We start from the raw sequence: 20,856 nt of genomic DNA on the forward strand, positions 1-20,856 counted from the left end.
AAACTGTGAAGGAGGGGGTAAACTTTGGCCCAAGATCCGCAGATAGTGGAAAGGGAGAAGCGCTCCGGCGGCGGCTGCCGCTTCCTGCGCGCCTTTTACGCCCCGCGCCAGCTTTTCGAGGAACTCGCCGAGAAGCCGAGCTTCCTGGCCATGGCGCTGACCCTGACGGCCATCAATCTCGTTCTGCTCGTAGTCGCCTTGCCCAAGCTTCAGGCTTTAGCTCTACATATGTTCGAGCAGAACCCTCCCCCCGTACCTCCGGAGGAGCTTGAGCGGGTGCGCGCCCTTTTGCCCAAGCAGGTGGCTATTGGGGGCGTGGCCAGCGGGGTGCTCTTCCCCTGGATTATCTGGTTGCTGGTGGCGCTGGCCCTCAAAATCTACGCCGCTTTCAGCACCAAGGAGACGCCCTACCGCACTCTTTTCGCCGTGGCAGTTTTCGGCTACCTTCCCGTTTTCCTAGGGTCGATCATAGCTTATGCCCTGATTTTAGCTTTACCCGTTCAGAGCCTGCCCCACGTAACTTTGAGTCTGGCGGCCTTTCTGCCCCAGCAGAAGACCCTCCTTTACAACTTCCTGGCGCAGTGCAGCCCTTTCACCTGGTGGTCGCTGGTTCTGTGGGGGCTGGGAAGCGCGGTGGCCATGCGAACCAAACCTTCCGGCCCCGTTCTCTATATGTTCGGGCTCTGGCTCCTGGTGGCCCTGCTGCTGGCCGTACTGGGCACTCTGTCTCCTGGAGCGGCCTGAGGCCCGAGCCGCTAGCTCCCACTTGGTGGGAGCCTTTTTCTTTTGTTCTGTTCAGTCAGAGAAGGAATCTTGTCTTTCGGTGACGAAGCCAAATACTTTAAGCGTTTAACCTTTTGGGGAGGGGACAAGTTGTCACGAACCGCCAAACTGGGGATCGCGGTGGCTGCGTTGGTAGTATTGGGAGTGGTGGCGGCAGCTGTTTGGCGCGGGCTTCATCCTCCTGGCAGGCCGGTAAAAGTGACCGTGGCCCGGGAGGGTATTTTCGAAGATAAGGTACTGGCCACCGGCAAAGTGGAACCGGAAAAAGAGATCGATGTGACCTCTTCCATCGCGGCCAAGCTTTTACGGCTGCTGGTCCAGGAGGGGGATCGGGTTAAGGCGGGTCAGCCTTTGGCGGAGCTCGATGCCGGCGACCTGGAGGACAAGGTGAAGAGTGCCGAGGCGGCGCTGACGGTGGCCGAGGCGGAGCTCGCTTCGCTGCAAAATGTGCGGCCGGAAGATCTGGCCCAGGCTCGTGCAGACGTTAAAGGAGCGGCAGAGGCGCTGAAGGAGGTCCAGGCAGTGGCCGAGGCGGCGCAGAAAAAATTAGAGCGTTACCGCTTCCTCCGAGCTCAGGGAGCGGTGTCGGCAGCTGAGCTGGAGGCGGTGGAGACGGAAGCTGCCCGATCTCAGGCCCAGGTGCAGGCGGCCGAGGCTCGCCTGGCCTCGGCGCAGGCGCGACTGCAGGCGCTTGCCAACCCTGATCCTCAGAAGATAGCGGTGCAGGAGGCGCGCGTTAACCAGGCCAGAATAGCGCTGCAACAGGCGCGGGAGCAACTGGCCAAGACCCGGATCACTGCTCCAGCCGATGGGGTGGTGCTGCAGATCAGCCCTCACGAGGGGGATTTTCTGCAGCCCGGAGCGCTTCTTCTGAAGTTGGGGGATGTGAATCGGGTGAGGGTGGTGGCGGAGCTCAGCGAGCAGGACCTGGCTGGTCTCGCGGTGGGCCAGCAGGGCGAGATCACGTGGTCGGCCTATTACGGGGAGAAGTGGCCGGCGGTGGTGGAGCGTTTGAGTCCCACCGTCACGCGGAAGACCGACCAGCTGTCGGAAAGGGTGTACAAAGTGTATCTCCGCCCGGAGAGGGAGGGGCTGATACCGGGGGCATGGGTGGACATTTCTATCTACCGCACTCCGCCTCACCGTGCGGTGCTGGTGCCGGTGGAGTCGGTTTTCGGCACCGGCCAGGAGCGGTTCGTGATGGTGGTAGAGAAGGGAATAACGCGAAAACAAAAGGTGGTGGCGGGGAAGAGCAGCGAACTCTTTACCGAGATCAAGGAAGGCTTGGCACCGGGAACTACGGTGGTGCTCCATCCTGATCAGGTTAAGGAAGGCGAGCGGGTGCGGCCCGAGACCACTGCTACGGCCGGTTAGTGGAGGCAGGTTATGGAAGAGGTCATTCGGGTAGAAGAGCTGGTCAAAGTTTACGGGGAAGGGGAGGCGGCGGTGCAAGCGCTGCGGGGAGTAACTTTGACCATCGCCCAGGGGGAGTTCGTAGCCATTATGGGGCCTTCCGGTTCGGGAAAGTCCACTTTTCTGACCCTTCTGGGCTTATTGGAGCGCCCTACCTCTGGCAAATACTATTTCGCCGGGCACGATACCACTCTAATGGACGAGGACAAGTTGGCTGAACTGCGTAACCGCCAGATAGGGTTTGTCTTTCAGTCCTTTAACCTCTTGCCTCGCTTCGATTTGGTGCGCAATGTGGAGCTCCCGCTCATTTACGCCGGCGTGCCCCAGCGGGAGCGGCGGGAGCGAGCAATTGCGGTGCTGGATAGGATGGGTTTGGGGCACCGCCTGCGAAATAAGCCTCCTAACATATCTGGTGGGGAGCAGCAGCGGGTGACCATAGCCCGAGCTCTAGTCATCAATCCGGCGGTTATTCTGGCCGACGAGCCCACTGGTAATTTAGATCGGCGCACCGGCTTCGATATTATGCGCTTATTCCAGGAACTGCATGGGGAAGGGCGAACTATCGTCATGGTTACCCACGATCCGGAGATAGCTCGCTTCGCCCAGCGCATCCTCTACTTCCTGGACGGCCGGGTGGTGCGGGAGGAGAGGCAAAATGAAGATTGACGACCTTTTGCTCCTGACCCTGGATAATTTGCGGGCGCACCGTTTCCGGGCGGTGCTGACAGCTTTGGGCATCGCCATCGGGATAGCGGCGGTCATCGCTGTGGTAGCGGTAGGGCAGGGTGGGCAAGAAGCCTTGCTGGGGGAAATAGAGAAAATGGGTTCCAGTCAGGGCTTTCGCATTTCGGTGGATGTGGAACGGGGCGAGGCGCCCACGTCCAGCACCTTTTCCCTGGAAGACGTCCGTCTCATTAAAGAGCTCTCCCCGGCAGTGGCGAAGCTGGCCCCAGTAACTTCGGGTATGTTTGTCAGTTTGCGTACCTCGTCCTCCCGCGGGAAGTCGGTCTATTGCGATCTGATAGGAACGACGCCGGACATTCAGGGAGCCATGAATTTGCCCCTCGTGGCCGGGCATTTCTTCAGCGAAGCCGATGTGCAAGCCAATCGCCGGGTGGTAGTGTTGGAGTCTCAACTGGCGCGAACCCTTTTCCCCGACGGGCACGCTTTAGGCCAGCAGATCTTTATCCACGACACTCCCGCCACCGTCATCGGCATAGTAGAAAGCCCCTCCTCCAGCCTCTTCTCTTCCATGACTCGGTACGCTTTCGTGCCCATAACTTTCGCCCAGGAGGTCTTAAACACCCGCGTTATCCAGGCCCTCAACGGGGTGGCGGTGAGCGAGGCGGCTGTGCCCCAGGCTATCTCCGACTGCATCAAGATCCTGGAGCGGCGCCATCCCAGCTCTAATATCCACTATGTGGGGCGGTCGATGAAAGACATGCTCGACCTGATAGGGAAAGCCACCGGCATCATGACCCTCATCATCGGCTCGGTGGCGGCTATAGCCCTGTTGGTGGGAGGTGTGGGGGTGATGAATATCATGCTGGTGGCGGTTACCGAACGCACCCGCGAGGTAGGGCTGTTGATGGCCTTGGGGGCGCGTCGAAAGGACATCTTGCAGCAATTTTTGGCCGAAGCAGTGGCCCTTTGCTTGGCTGGAGGTGCTTTTGGTGTCCTCATGGGGGCAGGTGGTGCCTGGGCGGTGGCTCACTTCGCCCACTGGCCTCCTTTGATCTCTTTTCGAACGGTGTTGCTCGCCTTCGCCTTCGCCAGTGCGGTGGGATTGCTTTTTGGGCTTTATCCCGCTAGCCGAGCGGCCGGTCTCAGTCCGGCTGAAGCCCTGCGTCACCAATAAAGCCGGCTCCGGGGAAGGTCTTTCTTTAGATCTCCCGGTTCTCTATAATTAAAGCTAAACCGGTAGAGGTCTGGAGGACGCCAATGGCGGGCAGGACCCGGGACGAAATTTATATGCGACAAGCTTTAGAGCTGGCCCTGCGGGCGCGGGGGCGAACCCGTCCCAACCCTATGGTGGGAGCGGTGCTGGTCAAAGAGGGGCGGGTGATTGCTGAAGGTTACCATCGACAGGCAGGAATGCCTCACGCCGAGATTGAGGCTTTGCGGGCGGCAGGGGAGAGAGCTCGGGGAGCCACTTTGTATGTGAATTTGGAGCCGTGTTGTCACGTGGGTCGCACTGGTCCCTGCACCGAAGCTATCATAGCTGCTGGGGTGAAGCGAGTCGTGGTGGCTATGGAGGACCCCAACCCCCTAGTAGCCGGGAAAGGGGTGAAAACCCTCCGGGAAGCAGGGATCGAAGTGCAGGTGGGTGTCCTGGAGCCGGAGGCCCGCCGTCTCAACGAAGCTTTTATAAAGTACATTACCACGCGCACGCCCTTTGTGGTGCTCAAGGTAGCTATGACTTTGGACGGAAAAATTGCTACCCGTTCAGGGGCCTCGCGCTGGATCACCGGGGCAGAAGCCCGCGCTTACGTCCATCAACTCCGCGCCACTTACGATGCTATTCTGGTGGGGAAAGGCACGGTGCTCCAGGACGATCCTTCCCTCACTGCGCGTCTTCCCGGGGGGCGAGATCCGGTGCGGATAGCGCTGGATAGCCGGGCGGAGCTCTCTCTTACCCATCGCCTTTTCCGCCTCGACTCCCCTGCTCCTACCTGGGTAGCGGTCACGGAGCGGGCTTCCTCCGAGCGGCTGAAAATGCTGCGGGATCAAGGGGTAGAGGTGCTGGTTTGTGGTCCTGGGCCGCGGGTGGATCTGCGCCTTCTGTTGCAGGAGCTCGGAAAGAGAGAGATAACCAGCCTACTGGTAGAGGGAGGAGCTACGGTTAACGCCAGCTTTCTGGACGGGCGGTTGGTAGATAAGGTGGTCTGGCTGGTGGCTCCCAAAATTTTCGGTGGGTTGTCAGCTCCCAGTCCGGTGGCTGGGGAAGGGGTACCGGCACCCGAAGCCGCCTGGCGTTTGCGGGAACTAACGGTGCGACGGCTAGGGGAAGATTTTTGCTTCGAGGGCTACCTGGACGGTGTGAAGGGGGATTGAGGGGTCGATGTTTACCGGGCTGATAGAAGAGGTGGGCCGGGTGCGTCAGGTGGTCCGGGGCCCGGCTTCGGCTCGGTTCCATCTGGAAGCGCGTCGGCTTCTGGAGGAACTGCGAGTGGGCGATAGCGTCGCGGTTAATGGCGCCTGTCTCACCGTTACCCGTCTGGCACCGGATGGGTTTTGGGCCGATGCTATGGCCGAGACCCTCAAGCGCACCAATCTGGGTGAATTGGGGCCGGGAACCCCGGTGAATCTGGAGCGGGCCTTGCGCTTGGGGGACCGATTGGGCGGGCATCTGGTCACCGGCCATGTGGACGGAGTGGGTCAAATCGTTCGCCGCCGGCGAGAGGACGTGGCCTGCGTGCTCACTATCTCGGCTCCGCCTCCACTGGTTCCTTACTTGCTGGAGAAGGGTTCCATAGCCGTGGACGGAGTGAGTTTGACCATAATGGCGGTGGAGGGTGACCTCTTCCAAGTGGGGATAATCCCGCATACGGCGGCGGTTACCACCTTGGGAACCAAGTGCCCGGGCGAGCGAGTCAATCTGGAAGCCGATCTCATAGGCAAATACGTTCGGCGTTTCCTGGAGGTGATGCAGGGGAGTCGGGGGAACATCTGCTGGGAACTCCTCAAGGAGCAAGGTTTTGTCGATGCCTAAATCAATTCGGAGGGTGGATTGTCATGGCGCAGTTTAACACCATCGAGGAAGCCATAGCCGACATCAGAGCGGGCAAGATGGTGATCGTGGTGGATGACGAGGATCGGGAGAACGAAGGAGACCTGGTGATGGCGGCGGAGAAAGTGACTCCGGAGGCCATTAACTTTATGGCCACTTACGGGAGGGGCTTGATCTGTGCCCCTCTGACCGAGGAGCGCGCGGACGAGCTCGACCTGCCTCCCATGGTGCCGCATAATACCGATCCTCACGGCACAGCCTTCACTGTATCGGTAGACGCCAAGGGAGTGACCACCGGCATCTCTGCTCACGAACGCGCCTACACCGTTAGGAAGCTTATCGATCCCAATACTACCCCTCACGACTTCCGGCGTCCGGGGCACGTATTCCCTCTGCGCGCCAAGAAGGGTGGGGTGTTGCGCCGCGCCGGTCATACCGAGGCGGCGGTGGACCTGGCTCGTCTGGCCGGGCTTTACCCGGCTGGGGTGCTTTGCGAAATCATGAAGGACGACGGCACCATGGCGCGGGTGCCCGAGCTCATGGAGTTCGCCCGTCTTCACGGCCTTAAGATTATCACCATCGCTGACCTTATCGGTTACCGGCGGCGAACCGAAAGGCTGGTGCAGCGAGTGGGTGCGGCCCGGCTGCCCACCAGGTACGGGGAGTTCACGGCCGTGGCTTACGAGAGCTTACTGGACGGCAAGGGGCATCTGGCGCTGGTGATGGGCGATCTGGCTTCGGTAGAAGCGCCACTGGTGCGAGTGCACTCCGAGTGTTTAACTGGGGACGTTTTCGGCTCACTGCGCTGCGATTGTGGCCAGCAAATCGAGCGCGCTTTGCGGATGATCGCGGCGGAAGGAGTGGGAGTGCTTTTGTATATGCGCCAGGAGGGGCGGGGCATCGGCTTGCTTAATAAGATACGGGCTTACGAGCTCCAGGACGGGGGCAAGGACACGGTGGAAGCCAACGAGGCCCTGGGTTTTCCCCCGGACTTGCGCGATTACGGTATAGGCGCGCAGATTTTGGTCGATCTAGGGCTCAAAAAGATCCGATTGCTGACCAACAACCCGCGCAAAGTGAAAGGGATTCAGGGGTACGGTTTGGAAATTGTCCAGCGGGTGCCCCTGGAAGTGCCGCCCGGACGGGAAAACGGATTCTACCTGGCCACCAAAAAGAAGAAGTTAGGTCACATGCTAACCCTTATAGACCAAGTGGAAGAAGGGAGCAAAAACAATGCCTGAATTCGTCGAGGGCCAACTCTTAGGAACAGGATTGAAATTCGCCCTAGTTGTGGGAAGATTTAATGAATTCATCACTCAGAAGCTAGTGGGAGGGGCGCTGGACGCTCTTTACCGCCACGGGGTGGCCGAAGCCGACATAGTGGTTGCCTGGGTGCCAGGGGCTTTTGAAATCCCCTTGGTGGCCCGGCGCTTAGCGGCTAGCGGCAAATACGACGCGGTGATTTGCCTGGGGACTATAATTCGCGGGGCCACTCCTCACTTCGACTATGTGGCGGCCGAAGCGGCTAAAGGAGTGGCCCGCGCAGCTTTGGATACCGGGGTTCCGGTTATCTTCGGGATAATTACCGCTGACAATCTGGAACAAGCCATCGAGCGAGCGGGTAGCAAAGCCGGTAACAAAGGGTTCTCCGCCGCCATGAGTGCTATTGAGATGGCCAATCTTTTGCGCCAGCTTTAGAGTGCTCGCACCACCTTGCCCGCCTTGAGGCAGCGCGTGCATACCCTGATACGCCGCGGCTGGCCGTCCACCAGGGCTTTTACCCGATGCAAGTTGGGCATCCAGGTGCGACGGCTGGCCCGGTTAGAGTGGCTTACCTGGTTGCCGAAGCTGATTCCCCGCCCGCAAATAGCGCATCTACGTGCCATAGAGCTTCACCCCCTTCACCGGGGGTTATTCTAACACTTAAGACGCTTTATTTTCAACCGTGGCTCAAGCTGAGTCCCGAATCCCAGCGGTTTTCTTGGCGATTATCGGAGGGCAGGTTCAGGTTGTTCCACTTACCGCAGCGCGACCCCCAGCGACTGACCAATTCCCCCCCGATGTAAACTTCGTTAATCTCGCAATTGTTGGCGCAGTCGCCGCAGATGAAGGTGCGGGGGGTGCAGCTGAAGGAAGCAATCTGGTTAACTCCCCGGAAATTAGAGGGCTTATGGCGCCGCTCGTAATTGCGTTTGGCCAGCAACGCTGCACCCCACGCTCCCATCACTTTAAAGTGGGGAGGCACCACAACCTCCAGCCCTAACTTCTTCTGAAAGGCGGCTCGCATCCCGATGTTAGCCGCCACTCCTCCCTGAAAGAGCACCACTGGTTCTATCTTTCTCCCTCGCGCTACGTTGGTCAGAAAGTTGGTGGCTAGGGCCAGGCAGAGTCCGGCTATCAAGTCCTCTTTCTTATAGCCCATCTGCTGTTTGTGAATGAGGTCCGACTCGGCAAATACTCCGCAACGCCCCGCTATTTTGATGGGGCTTCGGGAGCGCAGAGCGTATTCACCGAACTCTTCGATCGGGATGCCCAGGCGGGTAGCTTGGTGGTCCAGGAACGAGCCCGTGCCAGCAGCGCACACCGTGTTCATGTTAAAGCCCACGGGCACGCCGTTTTGGAAGAAGATGATTTTGGAGTCTTGGCCCCCTATGTCGATGACCGTGCGCACGTCGGGTTGTACCCAGCGGGCGGCGGTGGCGTGAGCGGTGATCTCGTTCTTAATCAGGTCAGCGCCGATCATGATGCCAGCCAGGCGCCGTCCGCTGCCGGTGGTACCCACCCCCGCCACCTCTATTTCCCCCTTAGCCTCCTCCAGTTGACGGAAGGCTTTCTGAATAGCCTGGATGGGTCCCCCTTCGGTGCGGAGGTAAGTTTCGAAGTTAATTTCTCCTTCGTCATCGATTACCACCAGCTTGGTGCTTACGCTGCCCACGTCAACTCCTATAAAGTAAGGCATTGTCATCCCCTGCCTCCCGACAATTTTCGCTCTTTAAGCAAGTCGAGGAAAGCTTCTATCCGCGTCTCTATACCTGCTTCGCCGGTCTGATCGGTGATGATTAAGGTTAGGATGGGCAGATCTAGCTTTTCGCTTAGGCGCACCATAATGTTTTGGGCCACGATTTCCGGCATGCAGGTGAAGGGCATTAAGTGAATCACACCGTCGATACCTTCCTGCCGCGCTAGCGCTGCCAGCCCCACGCTGACGTGGCCGTGCCCTCCCACTTCTATTCCTAGGTAGGAAGAGGCTGCGTGTTTTATCTCTTGCTGTCGCTGGATGGCTTCTTTGGTAGGAAAGATATGCTGATGAAACCAGCTAGTAATAGAAATTTCTCGGTCCACCCAGACGCGGGGGTCGAGGGAGCGCCCCAGCATCCGCTCCAGTTCTAGGTTAACGTATTGTTCCAGCACTACCCAAATTTCTCCCACTATGCGCACCCGCACCGGATCGGTTTCTTCCACCGGGATCATCCGGGCAGTATGGAGGAAATCTCCTAGGAGCTCCCGGACCACCTGCGAGGAAGGAGCTTTTTCCACCTCGCGTGCAAAGCGGCGGAAGAGCTTATCCGCGGTTCCAGGTTCGCGCTCGTAGGCACGGAGGCGCAGGACTTCTTTTTCTGCCTGGTCGATGGCGGCTATGCGGTGGTAGCCGTTATACAAGGCCCTTATCACCCGCCACCAAGAGGCGTTGCCTGTGGCTTTCTTGATGGCTTCCCGGAACTTGGGCCAGCGGCTGGCAAAGGGCACCGGTGAGTCGATTACAATCATCTCGAAATCGTAGCCCAGCTTGCGTAGAAGCTTCTCCTGGATCTGGGCGTACCAGCCTAGGCGGCACTTGCCCTTGCCCCCTACCATCAAGATGTGGGTGGCGCCACGGTCAAGTAAGTAACGCATTTGTCCCAAGGTGATAACGAAGGGAAGGCATACGAACTCGGGAGATAGTTCCTTGCCTAGTTCCAGAATTTCTTTGGAGGCTCGCGGAGTGGGAAGGCATTCTACGCCGCACTCTTTGAGCGCTGCCCGGATGGCCACATCTAGATATCCCATGGAAGGGAAACCCACCTTCATCTGCCTCGGCTCGGGACCGGGCACCGGGGAGGGTAAGGGCCGAGCATTGCTTGTTGGGTAAGGATCGACGGCCGCGCTTTTCAGAGGCGCTATGTCCATGAAGGCTTCTATCCTGGTCACCAGGCCGGCTTCTCCCGTATGCTCGTCCACGGTGAGGAGCAAAAAAGGCACTCCCTGCCGCTGCGCTTCTTCTTCGATGAAGGACTCCACGATAGATTCGGGACCGCACTCGAAGGAGCTCAGCAGAATAATTCGGTCCGCCAAGCGGTGCCGCAGCAAATGAAGAGCCGCGCCCAAGAGGTGGGCCTCGAAGCTCCAGAGACGCTCGCCTTCGGCGATGTCGCGCATTTCCTCCCGTGCCACTTCCAAGGAAATCATTTCCGGAGTAGTTACTTGGCCATATTCCCTAATCTTAGGAATCAAATCCAAACTCACCGCGTCATAAAGCACGTAGGGGTGTCCGATGACTCCTATAGTGGGTTGCGCTTCGGCTGCTGGAGGGGGAGCTAGATTCCAGAAGCGCCCCTGATCTAGCAGGTGATAAGCCTCGGCGTAGGTGAGCCGCAGGCGGGGAAGCGTAGCTTCAAAATCCGATTGGACCTGGAGAGCTCGTTTCAGCGCTTGTAGAGCTCGCTCCCGCGAGGTGACTCCCATATCTCGGGCCAGGTCCACAAAAGACTCCTGCCAACGGGTGTTGCCCTGAAAAAGGTCGATGTAGGGGATGGACACCCGCCCGCCGTTGCGCATAGCATTGCGGACCATGAAAGGCGCGCCAATGAATTTGGGGCAGCAAAAGTTATCCGGTTCCACGCTGACGAGGGAAGGTATAAGCAGGTGCGTCTGCCCCGCTTCCAGGAGCTCCTTGGAGTGAGCGAAAAGGAGTTTTACCGCCACACAGGGCTCATCGGTGGGGCAGAACTCCATTTTGCTGAGCGTGGCCTGGGTTGTGGGTGGCGACAGCACCAATTTCCCACCAAGCGATTCTACAAAAGTGCGGAACAAGGGGTAAAGATAGTAATAGCTCATCGCTCGGGGAAAGCCAATGGTTAGCATTCCTAAATCCCTCGCTTACGCTACTGAGCATTCCCGTGTTGACTATCGCCTTATGCATCTTTAACCAGTTTAACAGATTGTCCGCGTCGAACTCAATAGCTACTGGAAAGCCCTTACAAGCAGCCGCCGGAACCTTTGGCGCCCGGCCCGCTATGCTTGGGGGTCCCTTAAAATCGCCTTGCTCCCGTCATCGGAGTTCAGGTGGAGGGCGTACAATTTCAGTAGGTGACGGAGGAGACTCATGAAGGAGGAGACCTCGCCCCTCACGGACAATTTTCATGGACTGAAAGGAGGAGCGAGGTCTCATGCACAGTCAACCTATCTCAGACATTCAACCTCTTGCGGACATAATCCTTCTTCTGGGGGAGAAAGTTAGCAAACTAATTACCGAATGCCGCGACTTCTACAAGCTCGAAGAAGAAGTGTACAAGCTCTCTCAAGAAGCTTGTGTGAAGATCTTCGCCTGGGCCCTCGAGGAAATAGACACCTGGCTCGTGAACGCCCGGGACAAGCGCACCTGGAAAGTGATAGGCTTTCGGGAAAGAACCGTAGTTAGCAGCTTTGGGGAATTCAAAGTAAAAAGGCGGCTTTACAGGAACAAAAAGACGGGAGAGGCCAGGTTTCTTCTTGACGAGGTTCTGGGCTGGCCGGAGAGGTCTAGATGCACGCCGCGTTTGAAGGAGATGGCGGTGAAGCTTGGGAGCGAAGTACCCTTCAGGCGGGCAGCGGAAATTCTCGGTTATTTTGTCCCTGGGATAAGCGCCATGGCGGTGTGGCAGGCCGTGCAGGAAGTAGGAGAAGCACTCAGGCAGGAGGGAGAGTCCAGGAGAGAAGCCGTTTTTGAGAAGGGAGAGACACCCGAAGGTAAAGAGAAGACCTCCAGGCTTTACATAGAGGCCGACGGGATGGTGGTAAGGCTTCAAAGGAGCGGAGAGAAAAGGAAAGAGGTCAAACTCTTCGTAGCTTACACAGGCAAAGAAGCGATTGGGGGTGGCCGGAAGGCTTTAAAGGACAAGCTGGTAACGAGCGGTGTAGGCGAAGGGGAGAGGATGTGGGAGGAAGTTTACTCTGGGGTAGCGAGCCGGTGGGACATGGGTCAGGTGAAGGAGATATACCTTGGGAGTGACGGGGCGGAGTGGGCCAAGCAGGGGGTAGATTACTTCCCTGGGGCGGTACACGTTTTGGACCCTTACCATTTGAACCGGCGGCTTATAGAGGCTTTTTGGCACGATGAGGAGGCCTATAGTGGGATCAGGCAGGCCATTTATCTGGGGGACCGGGAGAAGGTAGAAGAGATTATGGGAGGAGCAGCGAGGAGAGTTCGCGGGGCTAAGAGGAGGAGAATAGAGAAGCTCTGGCAGTATCTCAAGGAGAACTGGTCGGGGATAGTTACCTCTTCTGCTGCGGAGCATCTGGGGGCCATAGAGGGGCAGGTACAGCACAACGTGGCGCGGCGGATGAAGCGGTTGGGAGCCAGCTGGACGGAGGCAGGAGCAGACAGGATGGCGCGGGTTTTGGCTGCTCGAGCCAACGGGGTGCTCGGGAGGCACACTTCTCGTTGGCCGGTACTGCTGGCCAGGCAAGAACATTTGGCTCAGGCGGTGCGGTTGGAGGTAAAGCGGAAGATAGAGGAGGCGGGGAGTTGGCATAAAGCTGGGTTGCCGGCATTGAGAGGACCCTCTGCCGGAGCTCCATGGGTGAAGCATGTGTTGCGGGAACTAAGCCGGCCTAGCCTCAGTAGTTTGATCCCTTAATGGCGCAGGTACCGGGACTATCCTGGCGGCGAGGTCTCCATGAAGAGAAGTTTTCTCCCGAACCACCTACTAACTCTTGACGCGCACTCAGGTGGTAGGAGTTGTTTTGATTGGCAGGGTGGATTATACTGAAAACGTAAAGGTAAGTTAAGGTCAGAAATGGTGATGGGAGATGCGCTCACTGGCCGACGAAATTGAAGCCTATCTGCGCCAGTTGCTGGCGCAGAGCCCTGGAGGGCAGGTGGTGGTGCAAAGAAGTTCGCTGGCGCACCGGTTCGGCTGCACACCAGCTCAGATCAACTATGTGCTCAGCACCCGGTTTACCACCTGGCACGGCTTCTGGGTGGAAAGTAGACGCGGCGGCGGAGGCTACCTGCGTATTTCCCGGTTATGCTTTTCGTCTTACCGCGAGCAGCTGCGGGAGTTATGGCGCCAACTAAACGGCGGCCTCAGCACGAGGGAAGCGGAAGGTTTGGTTAAGCGTTTGCACGAGGAGGGCATCCTATCTAGCCGGGAGGCGTTACTGGTGCAGCGCTTATTGACCTGCGGGTTGGCCGAGGTTCCTCCCGTTTGGCGCTCGCGCCTGCGAGCTAGCCTGTTGCGCCAGGTGATGCTGGCGGCCGCTAGTCGCTCCGAATAGGCGATGGAGGTGATGCGCTATGCTTTGCGACCGTTGTCATAAAAGGCCGGCTACGATACACTATACAGAAATAGTGGATAACCAAAAAAAGGAACTGCACCTATGCGAGGAATGCGCTCGAGAGATGGGGGTAAGCCCCTTTATGGGAGCCCCTTCCCCTTTCCACAGTTTACTGAGCGGGCTTTTCTTCCCGGTCGGAGAGGAAAAGCCGCCGCGGAGGGAGCTTCGCTGTCCTCGCTGCGGTTTAACGGAGCAGGAGTTTACCGCCGGCGGTCTGCTGGGATGCCCCCAGTGCTACCAGGCTTTGCGCCCCACGGTGAAGCAGGTATTGGGTCGGGTGCACGGTGTCACCCGCCACACGGGCAAGGTGCCCCGGAAACGCTCCGCCGGTACGGCTGCGACAGCAGAAATAGAGCGCTTGCGCCGGGAGTTGGACGAGGCGGTGCGAAAGGAAGAGTACGAGCGGGCTGCCGAGTTGCGGGATAAAATAAAGGAACTGGAGCAAGCGAGTGGAGGGAAGTCGGGGAATGGGACTGAGGGAAACGCTGACTAACCCGCGGAGTCGCTGGATGGGTGGCGACGGCCCGGAAGCGGATGTGGTGGTTTCTAGCCGCGTGCGCCTGGCCCGCAATTTGGAAAATTTCTTCTTTCCCCACCGGCTACCGGCGGCGCAAAGGGAAGAGGTGCTGCACGCGGTGCGGGTGGCGGCCAATTTGCCCGAGGCGGTGCAGCGCGTAGGCCAGCTGGAGCTGGTGCGTCTGGCCGATCTCACGCCGGTGGAAAGGCAGATCCTGGTAGAAAAACATTTGATCAGCCCCGCCTTTGCCAAGGGGGATTTGCGCGGCCGAGGCTTGCTGCTTAGCGAAGATGAGACTATCAGCGTGATGATCAACGAGGAGGATCACCTGCGGATCCAATGCCTGCTCCCCGGCTTGCAACTGGAGGCAGCCTGGGAACTGGCCGATAAAGTGGACGACGCGCTGGGTTTAACTCTGGAGTACGCCTACGATGAAGAGTTCGGCTACCTCACCGCTTGTCCCACCAATACCGGTACGGGCCTGCGCGTCTCCAGTATGCTGCACCTCCCAGGGCTGGTGATGGTGGGGGCTATCGACGAGTTGGTGACCAATCTCAGCAAGTTGGGGCTGGCGGTGCGTGGTCTTTACGGCGAGGGGACGCGGGCGGCGGGCGATCTCTTCCAGATATCCAATCAGATAACCCTGGGCCGCAAAGAGGAAGAAATGGTGCGCCACCTGCACGGCATTGTCAGCAAGCTGGTAGCTCAGGAGCGGGCGAGCCGCCAGGCGCTCTACCAGCAGAAGGAGCAACTGGAGGACAAGGTGTTTCGCGCTTACGGTGTGCTGCGCTACGCTCGTTCCATCACCTCGCAGGAGGCCATGCGCTTGCTCTCCGACCTGCGCTTGGGGGTGGCGCTGGGCATAATTCAGGGGGTGACCCTGGGGCTGGTTACGGAGCTCATGGTGCTCACCCAACCAGCTCTGATCATTAAGACGGCGGGACGAAGCCTCTCTCCCGGAGAGCGGGATGTGGTACGGGCCCAGCTCATACGCGAGAGGCTTGGATAGATAAATAGCAGGAGGTGACGTTGAGGTGTTTGGTCGGTTTACTCGCAGTGCTCAAAAGGTCTTGCTTCTGGCTCAAGAGGAAGCACGGAGCATGAACTATCCTTTTGTCGGAACCGAACATATTCTCCTAGGGCTTTTGCGTGAAGGCGAGGGCGTGGCCGCCAAGGTGCTGCAGAATCTTGGCGTAAGCGCCGAGGCGGTGCGCGAGAAGGTGGAGCAGATCGTGGAGCGCGGGGAAGAGCCGGTGCTTCACGAGGTGACCCTTACTCCGCGGGCCAAGCGGGTGCTGGAGTTGGCGGTGGACGAGGCGCGCCAATTGGGGCATAACTACGTGGGCACTGAGCACCTGTTGTTGGGGCTCATCCGCGAGGGTGAAGGGGTAGCGGCTCAGGTGCTAACCATGTTCGGAGCCGATTTGGACAAGGTGCGGGCGCAGGTTTTGGAGATGCTCAATACCGGCGCTTCGGGACCAGGGCAGCCCAGTCCTTCCGGTCGGACCAAGCCGCCTCAGCTTGACCAGTTTGGGCGTGACCTCACGCAAATGGCGCGCGAGGGCCGTCTCGATCCGGTGGTGGGCCGCGATAAGGAAATCGAACGGGTGATCCAAATTCTCAGCCGGCGCACGAAAAATAACCCGGTGTTGATAGGCGATCCCGGGGTGGGTAAAACGGCGATTGTGGAGGGTCTGGCCCAGCGTATCGCCAACGGTCAGGTGCCCGAAGTCCTGCTAAATAAGCGGGTGGTGGCCCTAGATCTGGCCTCGGTGGTGGCGGGCACCAAATATCGGGGCGAATTTGAAGAGCGCTTGAAAAAGATCGTGGACGAGATTAAGGCCGCGGGCAACGTTATTCTTTTCATCGACGAGCTTCACACCATTGTGGGGGCAGGAGCGGCCGAAGGAGCTATCGACGCGGCCAATATTCTGAAGCCGGTTCTAGCGCGGGGGGAGCTCCAGACCATTGGGGCCACTACCCTGGACGAGTATCGCAAGCACGTGGAGCGCGATCCAGCCCTGGAGCGCCGTTTTCAGCCGGTTATGGTAGGAGAGCCCACGGTGGAGGAAACCATTGCCATACTACGGGGGTTACGTGATCGCTACGAGGCGCACCACCGGGTGCGTATCACCGATGAGGCCATTGAAGCCGCAGCGCGGTTATCGCAGCGCTATATCACCGATCGTTTTCTGCCCGATAAGGCTATCGATCTGATTGATGAGGCGGCTTCCCGGGTGCGGCTGCGCGCTTTCACTCCGCCTCCGGATCTCAAAGACCTGGAGCAGAAGTTGGAGGAAGTTAGGAAAGAAAAAGAGGCGGCGGTGGCGGCGCAGGAATTCGAACGGGCGGCGCAACTCCGGGATCAGGAGGCCAAAATCAAGGCTGAAATGGATGCTGCCAGGGAGAATTGGAAGCAAAAGCAAAGTGATGGGGAGTTAGTGGTCACCGAGGAGGACGTGGCCGAGGTGGTCTCTAGCTGGACTGGCATACCGGTCAAGCAGCTTCGGGTGGAAGAGGCGGAGCGTTTGTTGAAGCTGGAGGAACTCCTGCACCAGCGCATCGTGGGGCAGGACGAAGCGGTAGCGGCGGTGGCGCGTGCCGTTCGGAGGGCTAGAGCCGGACTTAAGGATCCCCGGCGTCCCATCGGGGTCTTCATCTTCCTGGGACCCACTGGGGTGGGAAAGACGGAGTTGGCGCGGGCTCTGGCCGAAGCCCTCTTCGGGGACGAGGACGCCATGGTGCGCATCGATATGTCGGAGTACATGGAGCGGCACACGGTTTCGCGGCTGGTGGGAGCTCCTCCCGGCTACGTGGGTTATGAGGAGGGAGGCCAGCTGACCGAGGCGGTCCGGCGGCGCCCCTTCACGGTGATTTTGCTGGATGAGATCGAAAAGGCGCACCCCGACGTGTTCAACATCCTCCTGCAGATCATGGAGGATGGGCGCTTGACCGATGCCAAGGGTCGGACGGTGGATTTCAAGAACACGGTGATAATCATGACCTCCAACGTAGGGGCCAGGCTCCTCAAGCGCGAGGCGCCTTTAGGCTTCCGCGCGGAGGAGGATAAGGCTCTCTTCGAGTCGATGAAGGATAAGGTGCTGAAGGAATTGGAACGCACCTTCCGGCCCGAATTTCTCAACCGGGTGGACGAGGTTATTGTTTTTCACCCGCTGGCGCCGGAGCATATCCGGGCCATCGTGGACCTCATGCTCAAGGATGTGGCCCGGCGCTTACAGGAGCAAGGAGTGGAAGCGAGCTTTACGGACGCTCTGAAAGATTTGCTGGCGCAAAAGGGCTACGACGAAAACTTTGGTGCTCGCCCGCTCCGGCGCACGGTCCAGCGCCTGGTGGAAGATAAGCTGTCCGAGGAGATGCTCAAAGGCACTTTCACCAAGGGTGACCGGGTAGTGGTGGATGTGGCCGAGGGCGAAGTGGTGGTGCGAAAAGAGCCGGTGGGGGCCGGAGCTTAGCGGCGAGAGCCTGTCGAGTTGATAAGCGCCTCGTTGCCGCGGCGGGAGGCGCCACGGCGGTGTTGCTTTATCCGCGCGTTTACCCGTGAGTTGCTAGACGGCATATTCCTGTCCCTCCCCTCGTACATTGGGTTATGAGAGCAAAGCGGGGAGGGATAAGGACATGCCCAGGCCGGGATACAGGCCCCGGTTTAATCCCTACCGGCCCAGGCCAGGGCGCTCCCTTATTCTGCAAGTGGTTGCGGCCCTGGCCATTTTTCTGATAATTTGGGGCTGTAAACGCAGTAGCTATTTCTGGAGTTCCAGGTTGGAGGAGAGCCTGCGCTGGGTGCTCACCACCGAGTGGAATTACCGCCCGGTGATCGAGCGGGTGTGGCGCCACGGTATGGAAATGGTTAACCTGCCGGTTCCCTTTTTGGGCGAGGTGGCCCGGCCAGTGGGGGGAGGGGAGCCGCGCGCGGTGTCGCTTCCAGTTGAGGGGCAGGTGATACGCTCCTTCGGCTGGTACCGGGATGCGGACGGGATGGAGCGCTTCCAACCGGGGGTGGTTATCGCTGGAGCGGCTGGAGCTCCGGTCAAGGCGGTGTTTCCGGGCATGGTGACCAAAGTGAGCATCGACCCGCTGCTGGGCAATTACGTGCTGTTAGACCAGGGCCACGGATCGGTTGTCCTTTACGGCCAGCTGGGAGAGGTGGCGGTGGCGGTAGGGCAGCAGCTGAAGGCGGGCGATATCCTGGGACGGCTAGGGCCCAAAGGAGAGTTGCTGTTAGAATACCGGGAGCAGGGTAGGCCGGTAGATCCCCTGTCCAGGCTGAAAACAACGAGGTGATGGTTATTTCTTTGGAACTAAGTAAGCTTCTGCTCCGGGTGAGCAAGCCGGCTCGTTATGTGGGCGGCGAGTACAACGCGGTGGTCAAAAACTGGGACCAAGTGGATGTCAAGGTAGCTTTCGCTTTTCCAGACGTGTACGAAGTAGGGATGTCCTACCTGGGGTTGCAGATCCTTTACCACACGGTGAACGCGCGCCCCGATGCCTTGCTGGAGCGGGTTTTTTCCCCCTGGCCCGATATGGAGGCCCAGCTTCGCTCGCGAAAACTCCCGCTTTTCAGCCTGGAATCGCGTCGGCCGCTGTGCGACTTCGATCTGTTGGCCATCACCTTGCAGTACGAGCTCACCTACACCAACGTGTTGAACTTGCTAGACCTGGCGGGGATACCCCTTTACGCCGAAGAGAGAGGCGAAGGGTACCCTCTGGTGGTGGGGGGTGGGCCCTGCGCCTACAACCCGGAGCCGCTGGCCCCTTTTTTCGATTTATTTATCCTGGGCGATGGGGAGGAGGCGGTGCACGAGCTCCTGGATCTGTGGCTGGAGGTTTACCGTCGCGGCGAAGGGGACAAGCAGGATTTTCTCCGTCAGGCGGCCACGCGGCCTGGTTTCTACGTGCCTTCTCTGTACCGGCAGGAAGGGACGGCGGTGCTACCGCGCTGCCCCGGAGTGCCGACCCGGGTGCGTAAGCGAGTGCTGGCCGATCTCGATCAGGCCCCCTTTCCTTCTCGCCCGCTGGTTCCCTGGGTGGAGGCAGTGCACGACCGGGCCATGCTGGAAGTTTTTCGCGGCTGCACCCGGGGTTGCCGCTTCTGCCAAGCGGGGATGATTTACCGTCCGGTTCGAGAAAAGAGGGTACCCACTTTGGTGCGGCAGGGGGAGGCGGTGGTGCGGAGCACCGGCTACGACGAACTTTCTCTTACTTCCCTCAGCACGGCGGACTACACCTGTCTTCTCCCCTTGCTGCGGGATCTGGGTTGCCTGCGTCTGCCCCATCCCCTGACCGTTTCGCTGCCCTCTTTGCGGGTGGACGCCTTCGCTGTGGGGGTGGCCGAGAGGCTGGTGGGGAAAAAGACTTCTCTCACCTTCGCTCCCGAGGCTGGTACTCAGCGGCTGCGCGACGTCATCAACAAAAAGGTGACGGAGGAGGATTTGCTGCGGGCGGCCGAGGCAGCCTTTAACGCCGGGTGGCAGCGGCTAAAACTCTATTTTATGCTAGGTCTCCCCACCGAGACGAGGGCGGATGTCCAGGGAATAGGAGAGTTGGTGCGGGAGGTCCTCGCGGTGGGAGCCCGGTCCGGAGTGCCGCGGGGGCGGCTGCGAGTGGCGGTAAGCGTGGCCGGCTTCGTCCCCAAAGCGCACACCCCTTTCCAGTGGGAGCCGCAGGTGAGCCAGGAAGAACTACGGGGGAGAATTGAACTTTTGCGCCAAGAACTGCGCCGGGAGCGGAGGGTGGAATTAAGCTGGCATCACCCGCAGATGAGTTGGTTGGAGGCGGTGCTGGCCCGGGGCGATCGCCGCCTGGCTCCGGCCCTGGTGGAAGCCTGGCGGCGCGGCTGCCGCTTCGACGGCTGGCTGGAATGCTTTTCCTGGTCCCGCTGGGAGGAGGCGCTGGCAGAGACGGGGATAGATCCGCGTTCCTACGCTCAACGGCGTTATTCTCACACCGAGGTCCTCCCCTGGGAGCATCTGGACACGGGGGTGAGCAAAGAGTTCCTGATGGCCGAGCATCATCGCGCCTATCTTGGGGAGACCACACCCGACTGCCGCGAGGGAAGGTGCGTGGGCTGCGGGGTTTGCTCTTCCCTGGGGATCCGACCGGTGCTGGCGGAGGAGGGAAAGCGTGTATCGCTATCGGCTGGTATTCGCTAAAGAGGAGCCGGTTTGCTGGGTGGGGCATTTGGATACGGTGCGTCTTTGGGAGCAGGCCCTACGCCGCTCTGCCTTGCCTTTGGCTTATTCCGAAGGTTTTTCTCCCCGCCCTCGGCTGGTGTTCGCCGCCCCCCTGGGGGTGGGAGTGCGAGGAAAAGCCGAGTTGGTGGATGTCTTCCTTACCGCTTTTCTCCCTCCGCAGGGGCTGCGAGAGGAGCTGGCTCCTCACCTTCTGCGGGGTTTGACTCTGCTCGATGTGAGGCGCATCCCGGTGGAGGTGCCATCGCTGGCCTCTCTGGTGGCGGCGGCGCTCTATCGCGCTGAAGGGGAACTCCCGGGGGTCACAGCGGCCGCGGCTGGCGAGGCGGTGCGAGCTCTGCTGGCCGCCACTTCCTTACCCTGGCGGCGTCGCAGTCCCAAGGGTGAGAAGGAAGTTGACCTGCGGCCAGGCCTCAAAAAGTTAAGCGTTGAGGTGGAGGGTGATAGGGTGAGGCTAGAGATGGTGGTGACTACCGGCCAGAAAGGGAGCGTGCGCCCGGAGGAAGTGGTGGCTTATTTCCTGCAATCGGGTGGCTGGGATACCGAACCGGAGGACTTTATTTACCAGCGCGAATCCTTCTTCCTGCAGCAGGGAGAAAAACTGGCACCGCTTTTTTAGGAGGAGACGA

Annotated in this window: 19 protein-coding genes; 16 read left to right on the forward strand and 3 right to left on the reverse strand. The window is 59.5% G+C overall.

Annotated features, from left to right (window positions below; translation table 11 throughout):
• Nucleotides 1–24 precede the first annotated feature (24 nt).
• The 8 genes from ACTLLP_RS00720 to ribH all read left to right on the forward strand — a co-directional run bounded on the left by ACTLLP_RS00720 (nt 25) and on the right by ribH (nt 7,624).
• Nucleotides 25–744 (forward strand): YIP1 family protein, encoded by a 720-nt coding sequence (locus ACTLLP_RS00720; protein ID WP_441059797.1) that lies wholly within the window; start codon nt 25–27, stop codon nt 742–744.
• A gap of 129 nt (nt 745–873) precedes the next feature.
• On the forward strand, nt 874–2,157 hold the full coding sequence (locus ACTLLP_RS00725; protein ID WP_441059799.1) for an efflux RND transporter periplasmic adaptor subunit: 1,284 nt from the start codon (nt 874–876) through the stop codon (nt 2,155–2,157).
• Between the two features lie 12 nt (nt 2,158–2,169).
• A complete protein-coding gene (locus tag ACTLLP_RS00730) occupies nt 2,170–2,862 on the forward strand; it encodes an ABC transporter ATP-binding protein (protein ID WP_441059801.1) in 693 nt (230 codons plus the stop codon).
• Nucleotides 2,852–4,054: an ABC transporter permease gene (locus tag ACTLLP_RS00735; RefSeq protein WP_441059803.1), complete on the forward strand. Its 1,203-nt coding sequence runs from the start codon at nt 2,852–2,854 to the stop codon at nt 4,052–4,054. Before ACTLLP_RS00730 ends, ACTLLP_RS00735 begins: the two co-directional genes overlap by 11 nt.
• An 83-nt stretch (nt 4,055–4,137) precedes the next feature.
• A complete protein-coding gene (gene ribD, locus ACTLLP_RS00740; RefSeq protein ID WP_441059805.1) occupies nt 4,138–5,250 on the forward strand; it encodes a bifunctional diaminohydroxyphosphoribosylaminopyrimidine deaminase/5-amino-6-(5-phosphoribosylamino)uracil reductase RibD in 1,113 nt (370 codons plus the stop codon).
• 7 nt (nt 5,251–5,257) lie between these two features.
• Complete coding sequence (locus ACTLLP_RS00745) at nt 5,258–5,908, forward strand: riboflavin synthase (RefSeq protein WP_441059807.1); 651 nt, start codon at nt 5,258–5,260, stop codon at nt 5,906–5,908.
• A 23-nt stretch (nt 5,909–5,931) separates the two neighbouring features.
• Nucleotides 5,932–7,167 carry a bifunctional 3,4-dihydroxy-2-butanone-4-phosphate synthase/GTP cyclohydrolase II gene (locus ACTLLP_RS00750; protein ID WP_441059809.1) on the forward strand — a complete coding sequence of 412 codons (1,236 nt, stop codon included), beginning with the start codon at nt 5,932–5,934 and terminating at the stop codon, nt 7,165–7,167.
• The gene (gene ribH / locus ACTLLP_RS00755; protein ID WP_441059811.1) at nt 7,160–7,624 is read left to right on the forward strand and encodes a 6,7-dimethyl-8-ribityllumazine synthase; all 465 of its coding nucleotides are present in this window, start codon (nt 7,160–7,162) and stop codon (nt 7,622–7,624) included. Before ACTLLP_RS00750 ends, ribH begins: the two co-directional genes overlap by 8 nt.
• Here ribH and rpmB read toward each other — a convergent pair.
• From rpmB to ACTLLP_RS00770, 3 genes are read right to left on the reverse strand one after another with little or no spacing between them, the layout of a single operon-like run.
• The gene (rpmB, locus tag ACTLLP_RS00760; RefSeq protein WP_441059813.1) at nt 7,621–7,812 is read right to left on the reverse strand and encodes a 50S ribosomal protein L28; all 192 of its coding nucleotides are present in this window, start codon (nt 7,810–7,812) and stop codon (nt 7,621–7,623) included. The genes ribH and rpmB overlap by 4 nt on opposite strands.
• 53 nt (nt 7,813–7,865) lie before the next feature.
• Nucleotides 7,866–8,885, reverse strand: a complete 1,020-nt coding sequence (locus tag ACTLLP_RS00765; RefSeq protein ID WP_441059815.1) for an acyl-CoA dehydratase activase — start codon at nt 8,883–8,885, stop codon at nt 7,866–7,868.
• Between the two features lie 2 nt (nt 8,886–8,887).
• Complete coding sequence (locus ACTLLP_RS00770; RefSeq protein WP_441059817.1) at nt 8,888–11,047, reverse strand: acyl-CoA dehydratase activase-related protein; 2,160 nt, start codon at nt 11,045–11,047, stop codon at nt 8,888–8,890.
• Nucleotides 11,048–11,352: 305 nt separating this feature from the next.
• Between ACTLLP_RS00770 and ACTLLP_RS00775 the strand changes: the two genes are divergently transcribed.
• The 8 genes from ACTLLP_RS00775 (at nt 11,353) to ACTLLP_RS00810 (ending at nt 20,846) form a co-directional block, all read left to right on the forward strand.
• Nucleotides 11,353–12,801: an ISLre2 family transposase gene (locus ACTLLP_RS00775; RefSeq protein ID WP_441059819.1), complete on the forward strand. Its 1,449-nt coding sequence runs from the start codon at nt 11,353–11,355 to the stop codon at nt 12,799–12,801.
• 172 nt (nt 12,802–12,973) lie between these two features.
• Nucleotides 12,974–13,441 (forward strand): CtsR family transcriptional regulator, encoded by a 468-nt coding sequence (locus tag ACTLLP_RS00780; RefSeq protein WP_441059821.1) that lies wholly within the window; start codon nt 12,974–12,976, stop codon nt 13,439–13,441.
• A gap of 19 nt (nt 13,442–13,460) precedes the next feature.
• Nucleotides 13,461–13,994 (forward strand): UvrB/UvrC motif-containing protein, encoded by a 534-nt coding sequence (locus tag ACTLLP_RS00785; RefSeq protein ID WP_441059823.1) that lies wholly within the window; start codon nt 13,461–13,463, stop codon nt 13,992–13,994.
• A complete protein-coding gene (locus tag ACTLLP_RS00790) occupies nt 13,969–15,027 on the forward strand; it encodes a protein arginine kinase (RefSeq protein WP_441059825.1) in 1,059 nt (352 codons plus the stop codon). Before ACTLLP_RS00785 ends, ACTLLP_RS00790 begins: the two co-directional genes overlap by 26 nt.
• A gap of 25 nt (nt 15,028–15,052) precedes the next feature.
• Nucleotides 15,053–17,491, forward strand: coding sequence for an ATP-dependent Clp protease ATP-binding subunit (locus ACTLLP_RS00795; RefSeq protein WP_441059827.1), 2,439 nt, complete (start codon nt 15,053–15,055; stop codon nt 17,489–17,491).
• A 163-nt stretch (nt 17,492–17,654) separates the two neighbouring features.
• On the forward strand, nt 17,655–18,320 hold the full coding sequence (locus tag ACTLLP_RS00800; protein ID WP_441059829.1) for a murein hydrolase activator EnvC family protein: 666 nt from the start codon (nt 17,655–17,657) through the stop codon (nt 18,318–18,320).
• 11 nt (nt 18,321–18,331) lie between these two features.
• Nucleotides 18,332–20,188 (forward strand): TIGR03960 family B12-binding radical SAM protein, encoded by a 1,857-nt coding sequence (locus tag ACTLLP_RS00805; protein WP_441059831.1) that lies wholly within the window; start codon nt 18,332–18,334, stop codon nt 20,186–20,188.
• Nucleotides 20,160–20,846, forward strand: coding sequence for a TIGR03936 family radical SAM-associated protein (locus ACTLLP_RS00810; protein WP_441059833.1), 687 nt, complete (start codon nt 20,160–20,162; stop codon nt 20,844–20,846). The genes ACTLLP_RS00805 and ACTLLP_RS00810 overlap by 29 nt, the downstream gene beginning before the upstream one ends.
• The last annotated feature ends 10 nt before the right edge of the window (nt 20,847–20,856 follow it).

This window comes from Desulfothermobacter acidiphilus, assembly GCF_052073645.1.
Taxonomy (GTDB): Bacteria; Bacillota; Desulfotomaculia; order Desulfotomaculales; family Ammonificaceae; genus Desulfothermobacter; species Desulfothermobacter acidiphilus.